This is a genomic window from Methanosarcina sp. DH1 (assembly GCF_020804205.1).
Classification (GTDB): domain Archaea; phylum Halobacteriota; class Methanosarcinia; order Methanosarcinales; family Methanosarcinaceae; genus Methanosarcina; species Methanosarcina vacuolata.
Genome location: NZ_WJBJ01000009.1, coordinates 16282 through 35431, shown reverse-complemented (window position 1 = coordinate 35431; position 19150 = coordinate 16282). Strand labels below are relative to the sequence as shown.

Annotated in this window: 15 protein-coding genes and 1 other annotated feature; of the genes, 3 read left to right on the top strand and 12 right to left on the bottom strand. The window is 40.3% G+C overall.

Going from position 1 to position 19150, the window contains the following annotated elements; genetic code table 11:
- Positions 1-91: 91 nt before the first annotated feature.
- Positions 92-916: a sequence feature (16S ribosomal RNA rRNA prediction is too short), on the bottom strand.
- A 720-nt stretch (positions 917-1636) separates the two neighbouring features.
- From eif1A to FXW07_RS04945, 3 genes are read left to right on the top strand one after another with little or no spacing between them, the layout of a single operon-like run.
- Positions 1637-1972 carry a translation initiation factor eIF-1A gene (gene eif1A / locus FXW07_RS04955; protein WP_048157257.1) on the top strand — a complete coding sequence of 112 codons (336 nt, stop codon included), beginning with the start codon at positions 1637-1639 and terminating at the stop codon, positions 1970-1972.
- Between the two features lies 1 nt (position 1973).
- A complete protein-coding gene (locus FXW07_RS04950; RefSeq protein ID WP_229394484.1) occupies positions 1974-2756 on the top strand; it encodes a serine protein kinase RIO in 783 nt (260 codons plus the stop codon).
- Between the two features lies 1 nt (position 2757).
- Positions 2758-3306 (top strand): KH domain-containing protein, encoded by a 549-nt coding sequence (locus FXW07_RS04945; RefSeq protein ID WP_229394483.1) that lies wholly within the window; start codon positions 2758-2760, stop codon positions 3304-3306.
- 304 nt (positions 3307-3610) lie between these two features.
- On the opposite strand, the gene FXW07_RS04940 is transcribed toward FXW07_RS04945, so the two are convergent.
- The 12 genes from FXW07_RS04940 to FXW07_RS04885 form a co-directional block, all read right to left on the bottom strand.
- Entirely contained in the window at positions 3611-5017 is a 1407-nt protein-coding gene (locus FXW07_RS04940; RefSeq protein ID WP_229394482.1) for a dihydroorotase, read from the bottom strand.
- A gap of 144 nt (positions 5018-5161) precedes the next feature.
- Positions 5162-5812 (bottom strand): phosphate signaling complex protein PhoU, encoded by a 651-nt coding sequence (gene phoU / locus FXW07_RS04935; protein WP_229394481.1) that lies wholly within the window; start codon positions 5810-5812, stop codon positions 5162-5164.
- A gap of 5 nt (positions 5813-5817) precedes the next feature.
- On the bottom strand, positions 5818-6594 hold the full coding sequence (gene pstB, locus FXW07_RS04930; RefSeq protein WP_048157264.1) for a phosphate ABC transporter ATP-binding protein PstB: 777 nt from the start codon (positions 6592-6594) through the stop codon (positions 5818-5820).
- Between the two features lie 55 nt (positions 6595-6649).
- The gene (gene pstA / locus FXW07_RS04925) at positions 6650-7507 is read right to left on the bottom strand and encodes a phosphate ABC transporter permease PstA (protein ID WP_048124104.1); all 858 of its coding nucleotides are present in this window, start codon (positions 7505-7507) and stop codon (positions 6650-6652) included.
- Positions 7508-7575: 68 nt separating this feature from the next.
- Positions 7576-8466, bottom strand: coding sequence for a phosphate ABC transporter permease subunit PstC (gene pstC / locus FXW07_RS04920; RefSeq protein WP_229394480.1), 891 nt, complete (start codon positions 8464-8466; stop codon positions 7576-7578).
- 56 nt (positions 8467-8522) lie between these two features.
- On the bottom strand, positions 8523-9413 hold the full coding sequence (locus FXW07_RS04915) for a phosphate ABC transporter substrate-binding protein (protein WP_229394479.1): 891 nt from the start codon (positions 9411-9413) through the stop codon (positions 8523-8525).
- Between the two features lie 766 nt (positions 9414-10179).
- Complete coding sequence (locus FXW07_RS04910; protein WP_229394478.1) at positions 10180-10857, bottom strand: pentapeptide repeat-containing protein; 678 nt, start codon at positions 10855-10857, stop codon at positions 10180-10182.
- Positions 10858-11100: 243 nt separating this feature from the next.
- The gene (locus FXW07_RS04905; protein ID WP_229394477.1) at positions 11101-12885 is read right to left on the bottom strand and encodes a PKD domain-containing protein; all 1785 of its coding nucleotides are present in this window, start codon (positions 12883-12885) and stop codon (positions 11101-11103) included.
- A gap of 522 nt (positions 12886-13407) precedes the next feature.
- Positions 13408-15522 carry a PAS domain-containing protein gene (locus tag FXW07_RS04900; protein WP_229394476.1) on the bottom strand — a complete coding sequence of 705 codons (2115 nt, stop codon included), beginning with the start codon at positions 15520-15522 and terminating at the stop codon, positions 13408-13410.
- A gap of 981 nt (positions 15523-16503) precedes the next feature.
- Positions 16504-17250, bottom strand: coding sequence for a hypothetical protein (locus FXW07_RS04895; protein WP_229394475.1), 747 nt, complete (start codon positions 17248-17250; stop codon positions 16504-16506).
- Between the two features lie 147 nt (positions 17251-17397).
- Entirely contained in the window at positions 17398-17562 is a 165-nt protein-coding gene (locus FXW07_RS04890; protein ID WP_229394474.1) for a hypothetical protein, read from the bottom strand.
- Positions 17563-18033: 471 nt separating this feature from the next.
- Positions 18034-18834, bottom strand: coding sequence for an acetoacetate decarboxylase family protein (locus tag FXW07_RS04885; RefSeq protein WP_229394473.1), 801 nt, complete (start codon positions 18832-18834; stop codon positions 18034-18036).
- Between the last annotated feature and the right edge of the window lie 316 nt (positions 18835-19150).

Here is a 19150-nt window from a genome sequence, read left to right as displayed (position 1 = left end):
GGCGTTGTGTCCAATTAACCCGCAGGCTCCACCCGTTGTTGTGCTCCCCCGCCAATTCCTTTAAGTTTCAGCCTTGCGGCCGTACTTCCCAGGTGGCTCGCTTCACGGCTTCCCTGCGGCACCAGACACGGTCGCGCCATGCCTGACACCTAGCGAGCATCGTTTACGGCTGGGACTACCCGGGTATCTAATCCGGTTCGTGCCCCCAGCTTTCGTCCCTCACCGTCGAACCCGTTCTGGTAAGACGCCTTCGCCACAGGTGGTCCCACAGGGATTACAAGATTTCACTCCTACCCCTGTAGTACCTCTTACCTCTCCCGGTTCCAAGTCTGGCAGTATCCCCCGAAAGCCTAATAGTTGAGCTATCAGATTTCCCGGAGGACTGACCAAACCGGCTACGGACCCTTTAGACCCAATAATCACGATCACCACTCGGGCCGCCGGTGTTACCGCGGCGGCTGGCACCGGTCTTGCCCGGCCCTTGCTAACAGGTGTATTTTACACACCTGGACAGCCAGCATATGATGCTAGCACTCGGTGTCCCCTTATCACGGTTTCCCGCATTGTAAAGTTTTCGCGCCTGCTGCGCCCCGTAGGGCCTGGATTCATGTCTCAGAATCCATCTCCGGGCTCTTGCTCTCACAACCCGTACCCGTTGTAGGCTAGTAGGTACATTACACCCACTACTACCTGATAGGCCGCAGACCCATCCTTGGGCAGACGAATCCATTTTACGCATAAAGCATTCCAGCATATGTGCGTTATCCGGAATTATCCCCAGTTTCCCGGGGTTATGCCGGACCCAAGGGCAGGTTATCCACGTGTTACTGAGCAGTACGCCATGTTCACGAAGAACATATGACTCGCATGGCTTAGGCGAACACCGATAGCAGTAACCTCTGGCAGGATCAACCAGAATTGTTAATGTATCGCACACTTCAAAATAAAGGTCTTGGTCGCAGAAACTTGCACTAACAACTATCAATTCAGTTATTCAGTTTCGCGATGATATGTTATGAAAACTCTCACCGCCCAGAATTAACCGAACCGACAAAATCCTCGTCAGTCAGGAAACAACTCCTGACTCCATTATAAATGAATCGTAATTGCTGCATTTATGATGCAGGAAATTATAGTTATGTGCTCATAGTATTTAAAGGTATCTATTTCCTTTCAAATTAAGAAGGAACCTTAACCAGATGACTATGAGAAAAACCGCCCAGCACAAGAAATTCATGCTGAAACAGGGAACACATATACATCATTTTTAGTATATAAAGCTTTTTGTTCAGGAACATTTGTGAAAAACAAATTAAATAAATAATGGAAATCTGTTTTGTAAAATTCCTGATTATCACTCTCAAATCACAAATTCAAGAGCAATCCACGCTTGTTTTGCGCGTGGAACATACAAAGGAATATCCGATATATATACCTGTCGCCTGATCGATTACTTAGAAAAAAATAATAATAAGATCGGAGAAAAAGAGAATAGAAAAGCGCAGCATTAAAATATTAGCAGAAAGTTGAAAGCTGCAAGACAAATAACCTTAAAACTCGAAAAAACGATATATAAGGGATTTAAGTGTATAAAAATAAAAAATATACCTATAATATAAACTACACATAATGAGGTATCAAACTGGCAGACTTAAAGAAACCTACATCTAAAGCCAAGCCCGCAACTGAAGAAACCGTTACAAGAGTACGCACACCGCGCAGAGAGAATAACGAAATCCTGGCAACCGTTGAGAGTCTACTGGGTGCAAACCGACTGAGACTCCGTTGCATGGATGGGGTCGTTCGTATGGGAAGGATTCCAGGGTCGATGAAGAAAAAGACCTGGATAAGAGAGGGAGACGTCGTTATTGTCGTGCCCTGGGAGTTCCAGAACGAAAAGGCAGATGTGATCTGGAAGTATACAAGGCCGCAGGTAGACTGGCTTGAGAGGAAAGGGTACCTGAAAGGATAATATGGGAATGGATCAGGAAAAGAAGATAAGGCGCATCGATAGCGCTAAAGATAAATCCAGGGTCAGGGAGAAGGACTCCGACCGGCTGAAAGTAGAAGAAAACGTATTCGATGTACCCACCCTTAAAATTCTTTATACCTTTTCCAACAAGGGCGTAATAAAAGCATTGGGGGGAGCTATCAGTACTGGAAAGGAAGCAAACGTATTCTATGCCGAAGGCCCAGATAAAGAGCTGGCTATAAAAATATACAGGATTGCAAGCAGCACCTTCAGGGCCATGGATGCCTACATTATGAAGGACCCTCGCTTCACAAACATCCGAAATAAAAAGCGAGATATTATTTTTGCATGGACACGCAAGGAACTTCAGAACCTGAAACGTGCCAAAAGTGCAGGAGTCCGAGTTCCGGAGCCTATACTTGCCGAGAAGAATATTCTTATAATGGAATTTATGGGGGAAAAAGAGGCACCGTACCCGCTCCTCAAAAACACGCATCTTGAAAACGAGGAAGCAAAGAGTATTTTTGATATCATCGTTGAATACATGCGTCTCCTATATAAAAAAGCAAATCTTGTACATGCCGATCTAAGTGAATACAATATCCTGATCGACCCGAATAACCTGACTCCCATATTTATCGATATGGGACAATCCGTAACCCTGGAGCATCCTAATGCCCGGGAGTTCCTTTACAGGGACGTGCAAAATATACTCAGGTTCTTCAGCCGCTATGGAATAAAGGACAAACCTGAAGAGCTATTTAAAAAAATACAGGCGGAATAACATGACTCAGTATGTCAAAATCCCCAAAGAAAGAGTCGGAGTAATAATAGGCCCGAAAGGAGAAACAAAAAAGCTTATCGAGGACAAAACTGCGTGCCAGCTTGAAATCGATAGCGAAAGCGGAAAGATAGACATTACCTGTGAAGAAGATCCACTAAAAGAGTTCAGGGTTCTCGAAACTATAAAAGCGATAGGAAGAGGATTCAGTCCAGAAAAAGCTCTTGAACTTCTTGATGATGAGATGCTTATGCTTGAGATCATCGATCTTTCCGACGTTGCTACAACTCCAAAAGAACTTCAACGGATAAAGGGCCGGATAATAGGAAGAAACGGAAGAACCAGAGAACTTGCAGAAACCCTGATAAACGTTAAGATATCAGTCTACGGAAAAACCGTATCCATACTTGGGCACCCTGAGCAGAACACTATAATTCGGACAGCTATAAGGATGCTGCTCGACGGAGCTACCCACGGTGCAGTCTACAAATTCCTGGAAAAAAAGCATCAGGAACTGTTGCAGTCACAGTTAGACTCGGTTGACTTTTTTTAAAAGAATAATATGAAATCTGCAGGACCTTAGAATATTATATAAATATTTCAAGGTCCCTATAATATTATTTTAACTTTTCTGGAAAACTGATTTGCAGTTTTCCGCTTTTGCTGAACCTTCTCAGCTAAAGCTTCTCACTCGAAGTTTCTCACTTAAAGTTTCTCACTTAAAATATCTCACCTAAAATTTAGCATGAAAGTACTGCCATCTGCAAGCACTTTCGTTGATTGTGCATGTTATTCGAAGAATATCATGTGCGTTTTTCATGTAAAGTATCTCACCAGGCTTGTTCAAAATCTGGTTCTTAGTCCTGAGTTTCACCAGTTTCTTCCAGTTCTTCTTCGTCCTCTTCGGATAGTATTCCTCTACCTTCGAGGAAGTTACCCCGCCCAGGTTTTGCATTAATTGATTCCTCAATCCAGATCACTTCACCCCTGGAGAGAGTATACTCAGGGAAAACTCCTTCCATACCTTCAAAGGGAGTCCAGCCCGCTTTACTGTGAAGGAATTCGGCTTTTATAGGACGAAGCTCGCGGGGATTTACAATAATCAGATCTGCATCAAAACCTACCTCAAGCCGTCCTTTGGATTTGCGGTCCAGCCCAAAGGCTTTTGCCGGATTCCAGCTTGTAAGCATAATCATCCGTGAAAGCGGCAGGATATTTTTTCTTACTGCAGCAAGCATAAGAGGCATAAGGGTCTCAACCCCGGGAACTCCTGAAGGAGCGACTCTTATATTCGCATCTTTTTCAGACTCCAGATGCGGGGCATGATCCGAAGCCACCATGTCAATAGTGCCATCGTTAATCCCATTTACGAGAGCTTTAATACTGTTACTTCCCCGGAGAGGAGGATTCATTTTTCCAAAAGACCTGAGCCTTTCCCAGTCTCGTGTAGAAAGGAAAAGGTGATGAGGAGTAACCTCACAGGTTAAAAGAGGTTCTTTATTTTCCCTTCTTGCAAGGTATTTTTCCTTTCGTATAATACCTGTAGCTTCAAGCGTGCTCATGTGACAAAGATGAGCCCTTACTTTTAGTTTGGAAACGAGCTCCAGGGCTTTTTGAACAGCAACCGCCTCACACGCATTAGGGCGTACCCTTGAATGGTACTCATAAGAAATGTCTCCTTTTAATAGCCCTTCCAGCTCAAGGCGCATTTTCTCGTCTTCAGCATGGATAGTTGCAAGCGCCCCAAGACGTTTAATTTCAGCAAGTGCTTCTTCAAAGGTTTCTTCATTAATATTTAGCCCGCCTGTAGACTCGGCCATAAAGATTTCCCCAAAAGCCGTGATCCCCAGGTTCCATAGTTCTTCTAATTTCTCAACATTGCCTGTTACCCCACCATTGATTCCAAAATCAACGATGGACTTTCCTCTGGCAAGTTTAAGTTTCTGTTCGAACGCCCGCCGGTCTGTTGTGGGAGGCACAGTATTAGGCTGATCAATAACAGTTGTAACTCCCCCAGCCGCTGCCGCACACGAACCTGTATACCAGTTTTCCTTTGAGGTCATGCCGGGTTCCCTGAAGTGGACATGAACATCAATCCCGGCAGGTAAAGTAAGAGCGTCGCCTGCATCTATTATCATATCCGAGCTTGAGACCCTGAGATCTTTTCCTATCCTGGTAACTTTGCCGTCTTCAATAATGATCTCGGCAGACTGAAGCGAATTATTATAATAAATCCTTGTATTTTTGATAAGAATGTCAGGCATGGGCGTCTATATGCTTATAAACGTACTTAAAACCTGACATCAGACAGAACAGGGAATGGTTAGTTAAAAAAGAGATAGAAATGAAAAAGTGAAAAAGAAAATGAATAAATGAAAAAGATAGAAATGAAAAAGAAAAAAGCCTGTTCAGTTCAGTTTGACTCTCTCAGCCGTAGCAAGATAAACTACACTTTCACATATGTTGCAACAGTGGTCTGCAATTCTTTCAAGATAACGGATCAGGAAAAGTAAATTTGTGGCTCTCGAAATGATACTTGTATCTTTTGCCATCATTTCGAGCAGCTCGACCCAGACTGCGTAAAAGAGTTTATCGACCTCTTCATCCCTTCTTGCTGCTGCTCTTGCAAGTTCGACATCCTGAGTCTCAAAAGCCTTGAGAGAATTTTCAAGCATAACTGCGGCAATATCTGCCATTTTTTTTGTATCTATAAGTGGTTTTACATGTTCGCCCTCTATTCTTCCCGGAATTTTGGCGATATTTATTGATAACCCCACAATTCTCCTCAGATCTGCCGTGATCTTCAGAGTAGATACTACAAGCCGGAGATCACTGGCCATCGGCTGCTGAAGTGCAAGCAGATCAAAAACCGAGACCTCGATACCTTCCTCAAGTTTATCCACTTCAGGCTCAAGGGCAAGTGTCTTTTCAGCAAGCTTGACATCGAGATTTATAACTGAAGTCATCGAGTCCCGGAAAATTAGTTCTACCGTTTCTCCAAGAGAAAGTACAGACTCCTTAAGCAGATCCAGCTGCTTCACATATTGTTCTCGAGTCATTAAAATCACCCAAACCTGCCTGTAATATAATCCTCAGTACTCTTTTCCCCTGGATTTTGAAAAATCTGCCTGGTCTGGCCAAACTCAATCAATTTTCCCATTAGGAAAAATCCGGTATAATCTGAGATCCTCGCTGCCTGCTGCATATTATGAGTTACTATTACTATAGTATAATATTTTTTAAGATTCATGATAAGGTCTTCAATCCTTAAAGTGGAAATAGGATCAAGAGCGCTTGTGGGTTCATCAAAAAGAATTGTTTTTGGCTTTACTGCCAGAGTTCTGGCAATGCAAAGTCTTTGTTGTTGTCCTCCACTTAGAGAGAGAGCAGGAGACTTAATCCTGTCTGAAATTTCATCCCAGATCGCAGCCGAACGAAGGGCCTGTTCAACAATGCCGTCAAGATCTTTTCTGTTTGCACCGTGAATACGCGGCCCATACGCAACATTATCATAAATAGACATAGGAAAGGGGTTGGGTTTCTGGAAAACCATGCCCACATCTTTTCTAAGCTCAACAACATCCACATCTGGTCCGTAGATATCCTTGCCTTCTATCGTAACTTTACCTTCGATTCTGCAGTTATTAATAAGATCATTCATCCTATTTAAGCAACGAATAAAGGTGGACTTGCCACAGCCTGAAGGGCCTATAAGGGCAGTTACACTGTTTTTAGGGATCTGCATGGAGACGTTCATAAGCGCCTGCTTCTCCCCGTACCACAGATTAAGGTTTTCTATTTTTATCTGAGGTTGAGATACGTTTTGAATACCTTCAGTCATTTAGGAACCTCATTATCATATAAATCCTGATAGATTACTAGTAACAAAACTCTAGTTAAATTTTCAATTTGTTTTTGTAGTGCCTGCGAATCAGAACAGCTATAAGATTCAAACAAAGGACGAGAAGTAACAGAACCAGAGCTGTCCCATATTGAATAGGTCTGGTTTTTGCAATATTTGTCCCTGCCGTTGCAAGCACGAAAAGGTGGTAAGGAAGCGCCATAAACTGCGAATAGATCGAATCAGGCAGCCTGGGCAAGAAGTAAGCCACACCAGTAAAAAGAATTGGAGCCGTTTCCCCTGCAACCCTTCCGATACTCAGGATAGAACCTGTAATGATTCCAGGAATAGCAGCCGGCAGTACCGCATGTCTGATTGTCTGCCATTTACTGACCCCAAGTGCAAGGGATGATTCCCGGTATTCCTTAGGAACCGCAATCAATGCCTCTTCAGTGGAACGGATAATCACTGGGATAATCAGGAGAGAAAGTGTAAGGGAAGACGAAAGTAGGGAAGGACCAAAACCAAAATATTTAACAAATAGTGCCAGCCCGAAAAGCCCAAAGACCACAGAAGGAGTCCCTGCAAGATTGTTGATTGCCATTTCAATTAACCAGGTTGTGCGGGTTTCTCCTGCATACTCATTAAGGTATATAGCAGCCATAACTCCCACGGGAAGGGCTACGCTCATGGAGCCTATGATGAGGTATAAGGTACCTACAATTGCGGGATAGATCCCGCCTTGAGTCATCATAAGTCTGGGCATTTCAGTAAGGAACTCAATGTTGATTGCACTATACCCATTGTAAATAATATAACCAAGAATAACTAGCACAAACCCCATTACTGTCAATGCTGAGAGGCCAAGCAGCGCAAAGGCGATTTTTTCACTGTTCTTTGCGTTTAATCTCATGCTTAATCCTCCTTGAATCCTGGACACTTTACTATCGGTTTCTTTTACTTCTGCGTTTAGCTCCATGCTCAATCCACCTTGAATCTGTACCTTTTTTTGATTGAATCCGCAATCAGGTTAATCAGGAAAGTTATGATGAAAAGTACAGACCCAACCGCAAAGAGAGCATGGAAATGTGTACTTCCCTGAGGAACCTCTCCCATTTCAAGCGCAACTGTGGCAGTCATTGTCCTTACCGAAGCCAAAAAACCTCCTGGAAAAGAAGGAATAACCGCAGTATTTCCAGTAACCATCATAAGGGTCATAGTCTCCCCTATAGCTCTTCCTATACCCAGCATTACCGCCGCTGAGATTCCCGATAGTGCCGCAGGAACTATGACTTTATATATTGTCTGCCATTTTGTAGCTCCAAGAGCTAGTGAACCCTGTTCGAGAGTACTGGGAACAGAACTTATGGCATCCTCTGAAATAGTGATAATCGTAGGAAGTGCCATAATTCCCAGCATAATAGAACCTGTAAGAGCAGTTTGGCCAGTTGGCAGGTTAAAGCTTTTCTGTATAAGTGGAACCAGTACAACAAGTCCAAAGAATCCAAATACAACAGAAGGAATTCCTGCAAGAATTTCAATAAATGGCTTCAGGAAATCTGCAACCTTTGGATTAGCAATTTCAGAAATATATATAGCAGTAGCAATTCCCAGAGGCACAGCAAAAAGAATAGCTCCGACAGTAACAATGAGAGATCCGAAAAATAGAGGTAATAACCCAAACTGCATGTTTATAGACGTTGGATACCAGAACTTTCCTGTAAGAAAATCCATAAGAGACGTATCCTTAAAAAGAAGTAAACCGTCTCTAAACAAAAAAAGGCATATAAGGAAGATAATTACAACCGTAAGGACACTGACTGAAAACAGTGTCCATTCGATTGTTTTTTCCTTATAATTTCTGCTTAGCATTTTATCCCTTAGATAAGTATATAATTTAGTTTAGAAGTCGTTTTTTAGAAGTTGCTTTACTTCTTTAGTGGAATATACCCGACAGTGCTCACAATGCTCTGCCCATTCTCACTCAACACAAAATCGGTGAATTCCTTTGTTAAGCCCGAGGGTTCCCCATTGGTGTAGAAGTAGAGAGACCTTGAAAGAGGATATGAGCCATTAAGTATAGCTTCGGCAGTTGGAGCTACAGATCCATTACCTTTGTCCAGGCTTAATGCCTTTATACTGCTGTCAAGGTATGCAAAACCGATATAGCCTATCGCATTGGTATTCTGAGATACCTCAGTAACTATACCTCCAGTAGCAGGCTGAGTAAGAGCATCAGGTCGGTATTCATCGCCTTGCAAAACGTCTTTCTGGAAGTCTTTATAAGTTCCGGAACTGCTGTCTCTTGAAATTACAGCAATTTGCGCATCTGCCCCGCCAACGTCTTTCCAGTTGCTAATGCTTCCGTTATAGATACCACGTAGCTGGTCAAAGGTAAGGTTAGAAACAGAATTAGAAGGGTTTACAATTACAGTAATACCGTCATAAGCAATAGTAGTTTTAACAGGATTGATTCCTTTTGCTTCAGCAGATTTAATTTCGTCATCAGTCATTTCTCTGGATGCCGAAGCAATATTTACTTCACCATCAATGAGCGCAGCAATCCCAACACCAGACCCGCCTCCAGTTACTGTTACGCTTTTTCCAGAGTTTTCAGCCATGAATTCTTCAGATTCAGCCTGTGCAAGAGGCAAAACCGTATCCGAACCCTTCAAGAAAATGCTTTCAGATTCCGCACCAGTAACGTTTTCTGCAGAAGATCCTTCGTTATTTTTAGTTCCGGTACACCCAATTCCCAGGAACACAAGCCCGATGATCAATAGCAAAAGAATTGTATACTTTTTTAACTTATTTGCCATGTGTACAGATACTCCATTATTAAATAATTTAAATTTACATTTGTCTAAGTTGTTTTCAGCATAATGCACAATAAATGAAAAATATATAAAGATTCGCCTGGTAGAATATAGAGAAGTACGTATAAATAAAAAATATGAAAGAAAGTAGTATAGTATATATAATCTATATAAAGTATGGAGAAAAAGAGAGAAGAGAGAGTAGACAAAGAGAAAAATATCATTAAGAAAAATCAGTATAAGAGACCAATCGCAGGCAAAAAATTGATTGAAGCCCGGAAACTGGCTTTCCACAGATTTCCATTCAAATCTTCAACTTAATTCTCTTTTTGAGCATTGACCAATATAAGATAATATAAACAGAGGACAAGCACCATCGTCAAATCGTTGGCTATTTCAATTCGCCCCATGGGTCGCAGTGACCAATTTCTTAGACTTTATGGCAACCAACCAGAGCAACAGAAAACCCAGTATTAATTGGAATCTTTCCTAAAAATGTACCTGTGCAAACTCAGAATTTATCAAAAAAGTTGCTGAATCGAAAAGCTATCCGGAGACTGGAAAAAAGACAGGAAAAAAACAGTGATATTTCATTGTTTACAACACAATATAACACTAAAAAGAACATCAATAGCTTAGAATTAGATAGAAAATACAGATGAAAATACAGACTCTTACTAGCTAGAATTAGTTAGAAACCTTTAAAAAAATTCGGTCCAAAGAAAAATACGGAAATTCTAATAAGGAGAAATTTAGATAGAATGTCTGCTCATTCTTCAGGCCCTTTAAACAGGGCAGGATATTTTTCTCTTAATGGGATCAGGATCTCCTCGTCTAATTTTGCGTTATAAAGTGTTTTTACTTTAGAAGCTTGCTCAATGGATAAATCATGAACTCCAGTAAGGTTAGCCCCTTCAAGGTTAGCTTTCTCAAGATCAGCTCTCATAAGATAAGCTTTGTGAAGATCTGCTCCATAGAGGTTAGCGCCTCTAAGGTTAGCTTCTTGAAGGTTTGCCTCTTGAAGGCCAGCCCCATACAGGTCAGCCTCTTCAAGATTAGTTCCCTGCAGGTGAGCTCCCTCAAGGTTAGCCACTTGCAAGTTAGCCTTTTTAAGGTTAGCTCCTTTAAGATTGGCCAGATGAAGGTTAGCCAGTTGAAGATTAGCTCTTTCAAGGTTAGCCTGTTCAAGATTAGTTTTTACAAGGCTGGCTCCCTGTAGATTAGCTTCTTGAAGATTAGCCCCTTGAAGATTAGCTCCCTTACCTTCAAGAAGGTGAGTATCTGAAAGGTTGGACCCTCGAAGATCTGCTTTTTTAAGGTTAGCCCCTCGAAGGTCAGCCCCTTCAAGGTTAGTTTTTACAAGGTCAGCTTCTTGAAAGTCCGCTCCTTGAAGTTTAGCTCCTATAAGATTAGCTCCCCTAAGGTGTGTTCTCCCCGGTATACCCATGAAAGTAAATCTGCTCTAAATTAAAATAAACATTGCTATTCTGGAGAAATATTTGAGAAATATTTTATACTTCTCAAAGTATGGTCCGTAATTTTTTACTCAGAAACTTGTATGTTCACAGTTACAAACAGTTCGTGTATACCTGAAGTTACACATGGTTACTGTATTCCTAAACAGAATAACTTAAGAACCCCCCACTCCTTTTTAGATTTGCCCTCTTTTACTGTTTCTTATTTAAGCTGCTCATTTTTTGGCTACTACGATATATCCAGATATTGTTTTAGTGTTACTTCCTTTTGCATTCTTTACCGTCAAACTGACAGTATATTTTCCGGCTTTACTGTAGGTATGTGAAGGGTTCTGGGATGTTGAATACGTTTTATCTCCAAAGCTCCATTTCCATGAAGTTGGACTATTGGCGCTCTTGTCAGTAAACTGCACCTTAAGTGGGGCTTTTCCGGAGGTAGGTTTTGCAGAAAAAGCAGCAACCGGAGCTTTCAGCGCGTTTACAACAATATAGTTCTTTATTGTTTTCGTACTGCTTCCTGCAGCATTCTTTACTGTTAAGCTGACAGTGTATTTTCCTGCTTTACTATATGTGTGTACAGGATTTTTAACTGTTGAAGTTTTTCCGTCTCCAAAAGTCCATTTCCAGGAAGTTGGACTATTGCTACTTTTATCAGTAAACTGAACCTTCAGTGGTTCATATCCCGATTTTGGAGAAGCTGAGAACGCAGCAAGCGGTTTTATCGGGGCGGCATTTACAGTTATATAGTTATTTATTGTTTTCGTACTTGTCCCAGCCGTATTCTTTACTGTTAAGCTGACAGTATATTTTCCTGCTTTACTATATGTGTGCACAGGATTTTTAACTGTTGAAGTTTTTCCGTCTCCAAAAGTCCATTTCCAGGAAGTTGGACTATTGCTACTTTTATCAGTAAACTGAACCTTCAGTGGGACTTTTCCAGACGTAGGTTTCGCAGAGAATGCAGCAACAGGTCGTTTTGGTTGCGATACTTCAATAGTAGCCATGTAAATGTCGCTGTTTTCACTATATCCCTCCCCATATTGCCATACTATCTTGTTACCGTAAATAGCAGGCTGGTATGCTGATCCTTTGGCGCTAATTTTCATTTTCTGGTTGGTGGAAATATCGTACATGTAGATGCCATGATTTTCCCAACCATCATCATCACCACCATCATCCTCCCACACTATCCTATTTTCATAGATAGCAGGAGATCTCTGCCGATCTGGACTGCTAGTGATCTGAGTTTCCTTTTTAGTAGAAAGATCATACATGTAGATATCAGCATTTCCGCTGCGTTCATCTGCCCATACTATTCTGTTACCATATATCGCAGGTTTTCCCGCCGATCCACTGGTGGTTATCCGAGTTTCCTTTTTAGTGGAAAGATCATACATGTAAATGTCAGGAGCGGAGTTATCATTGCGATAGGCATAATATACTATCCTGTTACCGTAGATATCAGGAGAGTATGCATCGGCGGTGATGAAAGTTTCCTCTTTAGTAGAAAGATCATACACAGAAACACCCGAATCCTCATCGTAAAGATCTTGCCACACAATTTTGTCACTGTAGATTGCAGGTGCGACCTCAGCCACCATTCCTTCAAAATTGGGGGGAATCTGAGTTTCCTTTTTTGTAGAGAGATCGTACATATGTATATCGGATAAGTCCCAATAGGGAAGCATGTGGCTTTCGTCTTCCCACACTATCTTATTCCCGTAGATTGCAGGAAAACGCTGACTTGATTCATTTGTAGATATATGAGTTTCCTTTTTAGTGGAGAGATCATACATGTAGATACTCCAATTTCCATTGCGCCCATCTTCCCACACTATCCTGTTATTGTAGATCTTAGGATATTGTGCATGCCTACTGGTGGTTATTCGGGTTTCAGTGATCATGGGTGAAACGCTTTTCTCAGTAGTTACCGACTCTCTAGACAATGTGTAATTATCTTTTTTGGTGGAGTTTCCGGTATCATTTTCAGTAGCTGCCAATGCTATAGATGAAACTAAAAGCAAGATTAAAGCTATTGAAACTAAACTTATCTTAAACATAGTCTTCTTTTTATTCATTATTTCCCATCTCTATTTTTTAAACTCAGAAATTTAATTTCATTAATCAAGTTTTGTATATTATAATTAAAGTTTTTCTTTTAATTTTTATATGTATAAATTTAAATTTATAGTTATATGAAAAGTTGGCTTCATTGACCAGAAAAATTAGGAGACAAAGAAACCAAAACAAGTTTATCTGTAATGGAAAATACTTGAGGACAGAAATGTTATAAAAATTAAAAGTGGCTCGCCGAATTTCAATAAAGAGATTCACGAAAAATTACTAAAAAGCGACTTGAGAGAATTGAAGGAGCCTAAAAGTCTGATGGACCAGGTAGTTTTATAGATACTGTTTATTATCATTAATCTTTTAATTGGACAGTTGATGATGAGAATACCAACCATACAAGCAAAAAGTTGCTGGCTATAAATAACTGTCTTCGTTAAGTGGAAAGTGCGGCTTCATATCCCGATATTGTTAAACCATATAGTGAATTGCGTACCGTTACCACTTTTAATTTCTAAACAACCGTCTATTTGTTCAACAAGAATGTGTACTAGCTGGAGCCCAAGGGAATTTGAACCCTTAGTGTCTATCTCTTCTGGAATTCCTTTTCCATTATCCGATATTTCTAATATGTAATTGAAGCTATCTTTGCAACCTTCATCTAGACCGGACATCTCAATCTGGGCAGTAGAAGTTTCATTTCTGCGTAGATTTACCTGGATTTCTCCTTTTCTTCCTGCAGGGAAAGCATGTTTAAAAGAATTTGTAACCAGCTCATTTACAATAATTCCAAGAGGGATCGCAGTATCCATGCCAAGATATATCTGATCAAGGTTCAACTTCAACCTGATACTTTTATTTCCAAGATTATATGAATTGAAAAGGTCTTCAGTTAATTTATTCAAATAAGCTGCAAAGTCAAGGGTATCGATATTATCACCTTTATACAGCTCTTCGTGAATAAGAGCCATTGAAGCTACACGATCCTGACTTTCTCTAAAAGCCTCAACAACTTCCTGAGTTTTACAAATTTTACGGTTAAAGAATGTTTCTGATTGAAGGTCGAGCAAGGATGAAATTACCTGCAGATTATTCTTAATCCTGTGATGAATTTCCTTTATGCGGATTTGTTCTACCTTTGCCAGAGCTTCTTCTGCCTTTTTATGCTCTGTTATATCTTGAGTTGTCCCTCTGACCCTCACAGGACTGTTTTTCTCATCGAAAACAACTTCAGATTTCGCATGAACTATGCGTTCTTCTCCATTTGCTAGAATTATCCTGAAATTAATATCAGCAGGCTTTCCGTTTAATGCATCTTTAGCGGCATTATCCATACAATCTTGATCATCCGGATGCACGTAACTTAAGAAGATATCGTAATTTACTTTTAGTTCTTGTGGATTAAGTCCAAAAATACGATACATTTCGTCAGACCAACGAAATTCATTGCTTGCAAAGTCCAGTTCCCAGCTTCCAAGGTGAGCTATTTCTTGAGCTTCTGCAAGACTTTTTTCACTCTTTTTCAATGAATCATAAGCATTTTGAAGTTCTACTGTACGTTCTTTAACAAGTTTATCCAAATTGTCGAGCGTGTCTTTCAGTTTGGCTTCCACTTTTTTGCGCTCTGTGATGTCACTTGCGGTACCAAACCATTCAACAATTTCGCCATTCGCATCCAGCATAGGAACCGCACGCGAAAAAATCCATCCCAAACTGCCGTCTGCTAGACGGACTCTGTGTTCCAGTTCGTAAGTGCTCTTTGTCCGGATAGCTTCATTGATAACAGCCATCACATTCATCTGATCTTCTGGAGGAACATATTCCCAAAGCCAGTTACGATTTGGGCTTTCCGTATTGACAAGAAAACCCCGGCCATAGAGATAACGCATCTCGCTCCAGTCCGGGCTCACCCGGTATACCATTTCTGAACTGGCCGTCACCAGAGTACGAAACCGCTCTTCACTCACACTCAGTGCTTTCTCAACCTGCTCGCATTCCTTATTATTTTTATGACAGGAACATTCTATCTGCTCCCATTTGCCTTCTTTTTTAGTCAAAGCAAACTGGTGATTTGCAATAATGTCCAGAATTTCAAATGCACTGTACCTGTCAATTGGATAGGTGCAAAGAGCTATCATTGGGTACTTGCCTATTACAGAATCCAGTAATTTTTCGTGACCAGAAAAATTGTTTCCGCTATACCTCAAACCATCGTATCCACTGGCGAGAGCCTTACCAGTTTTTTCAGTCAAGCAGTTTAATACTGTTTGTGGATCTAAAAAATCCGTTTCTACATGCCAGTAAGTATAGGGAACAATTTCGACTTGCCCATTCTTTAAATAAACATCAATATCGGGAATGGCCACTTTCAAAGCTTTTTTTGCGCATTCTTCATTTACAGGTTCCGATATGACCCATAAGCAATACTCATTATCTTCAAGTCCTGCTTTGAAATAGGGGACAAGTATGTCCATCAAATCTTCTTTTGTCCTGTATAACTGACAAAAATGTACTCCCCACGGTACATTCCCAATAATATCAATACCAGAAATTCTGCTGCTGTTACTCATATTATTCTTTGATAATCAGGTGTAAAGTCAAAAGTTTCTCTTCTCAACATTATTGCTTTATTTAGTGTATTTACCTGGCTCAAAAATGCTCAAAATTCTTTTTGCAGGAATAATTTCTATGATTCTATTGTAATATAAAGATTTATTTATATAAACATAATCTTATAATTAATTACCTTTCTTTATTTATATAAAATAATAACTTCATCAGGCATATTTCGCTATCAAGGCAACCTGACTAAAGGAATGATCTGCCAAGAAGTCCGCAGGAACATGACATGTACCAGCTGGACCGAAGAGACGATGACCGACTGAAGGAATGATCTGCCAAGAAGTCCGCAGGAACCTTAGGCTTACACAATAATTATCACATTTTGTAATTGTCTGCTATTAAAAACAAACATGATATTCTTTGAATAACATGCACAACCAAGAAAATGCTTGCAGATGGAAGCATTTTCATGCTAATATAAAAAAGGCTTAGAAGTTATCATAAAACTTTCAGCGATGGAGGGGTTCAGCCATTACGTTTTTCAATAGACTTTCTAAAATATTACTCAGATATTTGGCTGAACCTTATCACGGAGGTATAATTTAGTATTCAACAATACTGCAAAATTTAGGTGTAATTTTCTGGGATTTATCATTGGTTATTTAAGATGGTATTCGAGATATTTTATATCATCTCCTTGATTTTTTGAGATTTATTGTAGGTTGCTTTGAAAGAGGAATGGTAGAGATGCTTCATATCATCTCCTTTATTTTTTGGGATCTATTGTAAGTTGCTTTGAAAGAGGAGTGGTAGAGATGCTTCATATCATCTGATGCTTCATATCATCTCCTTTTTAATCTTCGGTCTCCTATTTTTATCAATTTCATCTCACTTTTTAAGCAGTCTGTCAACTATGTCTAAGTTTAAGCTTCAATACTGTTCTCAGCACTGTTTTCAAGCATCCATTCGGGGTTCATTGGGAAGTTGCCTTAGTGATGCATCGGGCTTCCAGCTCCCATTCCGGGCATTCCCTGAGCAGAAGATATGATTTCCTGAAGGTCTTCGAGGGACTCTGCTCCGCTGATATCTTCCATTAGGCTATTGAGTTCTGTGATCCTGCTGCTAAGGTCCTCACTCATATTCTCATCAGTTGTGTTGCCGCTCTCACTTGCCATCTCTTCAAGGTGTTCGATTTCCATTTTGAGTGAGTCAGTAGCCTGAGTTTGCAAATAGGTGAATACAACGTTTTGCAGTTCTTCTGCACTGGAAGCTGAACTTATTTCGCTGGATAGGTTTTCAAGATCAGTTACCTGTTCGCTGAGCATCGCAGTCATATTTTCATCAGTCGTGTTATCCAGCTGACCGTTAAGTGTTTCAGTCATATTTCCAAGGACATTAACCATTTCGGCCTGAACCTCAGTGTAATTATCATCAGTTACGTTCTCAACCTCGGCGAAGTCAAATAATCCGGGCATTCCACCAGGTCCCATATTCATTCCATTAGGCATACCCGCAAATTTCTGATTTGATAAGACTTCCTGGAGGTCAGATGCACTGGAAGCTTCGCTTACATTAGTATAGAAGCTCTGAAGTTCAGAAATTTGTTCACTAATGGAATCAAGCATTTCCGCCTGGACAACAGTAAAATTTTCATCAGTTATGTTCTCTCCAGGAGTAAATGCAGATTTGTTTTCCGAAGCAAAAGCTCCTACAGGAAGGATGCATAATACTATCATTACCGCTGTAAAACGGCAAATTGAGTTTAACACTTTTGTTTTTACTTTCATAGTATACTTCCGTTATTGACTTCAATCTCTATTTTTTTCGTTGGTTTTGTTTTTCGAGATACTTACCTTGTGGTGAATTGTTCTATTGTCTGGTTTTTACTGGTTTTCTTGCCTGGTTTTAGTGGGTTTCTTACCTGGTTTTATAGAGGGTTTCTTGCCTGATTTTATAGTGGGTTTTGGCTCTTCGTTATTTTGTGTGGATATCCTCATAATGTCTTCATAAAAACCAATGAGGTCTCGAATGGAAATCGTCTTATCCACAGGAAATGACGAAGAGCCGTGTTTTTTCTTGCCTAGTTTTTAGTGGTTTTCTTGCCTAGTTTTTAGTGGTTTTTCTTGACTGGTTTTATAGTGGTGTTTCTTGCCTGGATTTTTTATTGTTCCATTTTTTACGTATTTTCGGTTGTCTTCAGACTATTGATCTGCTGACAGTCACTAAATGAGCTGGCAAAAATATAAAGTTACTTTCAAAAATTGAGGGTTTAAAGAGATTTAATTTAAAAAAGAAGCTTTATTACAACTTTAAAATCTTAAAGAACCTTAATGTAATGAATGAATACTTATCAAAGCCCTTAAAACTTAATGTTTTAATTAAAAAAGGTTCTTTATATATTTCACAGGAACTCCCAATGCTGGCATACCTATAAAATGTGCTTATCTCCAAATAATCCTGCAAAAATTTATGAAAAAACCTGCAAAATCGCGACAGGTATGTGACAGGTATATTTCCAGTTATTCGAGAACAAGCCCTTTATTCGGTTTCAAAACGACAATACCTTTCGACATGATGACCGGAGCTATTTCGAACATGGGAAGCTCTGCCAGCGCCTTTATTATATGCCACTGGCCAGGGTTCTGTTCCCAGCTCAGTGGAGTCCATTTGATAGTACCGCTACCTGTCCAGGCGCTATGGATCTCGGCCCCCTGGGGATATAGAATGGGCTGGCTTAAGTCTGCTCCAGGACTTCCAACTTTGGGAATATAGCGCCATCCAAGGGCATTGATCGTGGCTGCAGAAGCCTGCATTTTCGATAACATTTGCCCTTCCACAGGCTTTGACCCTAGCATTTCCAGGCGGAGAAATGTGTTTCCTTCATAACTTGCACTTGTATAGTAGTTAGGTTGAATGATGTGCAGGTCCTCTATGTCAGCATAAATTTTTGGTATACCCGTTTCCTCTCTTCCCCCAAGAATCGGCCAGGTTTTATTTTCCCAGACCACCAGAATGAATTGTCCTTCCACCTGGTCACGCTTACCGTTAAAACGAGCTGGAACACTGACCTGAACTAAATTATATCCCCCTCCTGCCATCCAGTCGATCTCTCTGAATTGACTGTAGGAAACGTTCAGTTCAGGACGTAACAGCTCAAAACCTTCGGGCACGTAGTTTTCCAGCTGGTTTTCATCTGTGGTATATGCAAAAGTTATAGAAACTGCATCCCTGTAATAAAGTGCAGCTTCAGGACCAGGGCAGTCAAAACCGCCAAAATGAGCTGGCATCCTATAACATTTATTTTCTTCAAATCGAAACATAGTCAAACCCCCCAGGTATTCAGATTATAATTCTGAGATTATAATATAATAATATGCATAATATATGTAATCTAATCTGACAGGCATATGATACGTTATAGTGTTTATTTTAAGTTGAGATTATTATCTAATATTAGGCATATATCCAATATTAGTTATATATTATTAGGAATAATCGATCTCCAGATATGCAGCAATAAAGGATCAAAAAGAGTTTCACAGTAAGTCACAGAAAGACTGCAGTCTGTCGTTTTATTGGGGAATTTTGAGGGATATTTATCATTTTACAGACATGCTTTGGGACAGGTTTTGATGC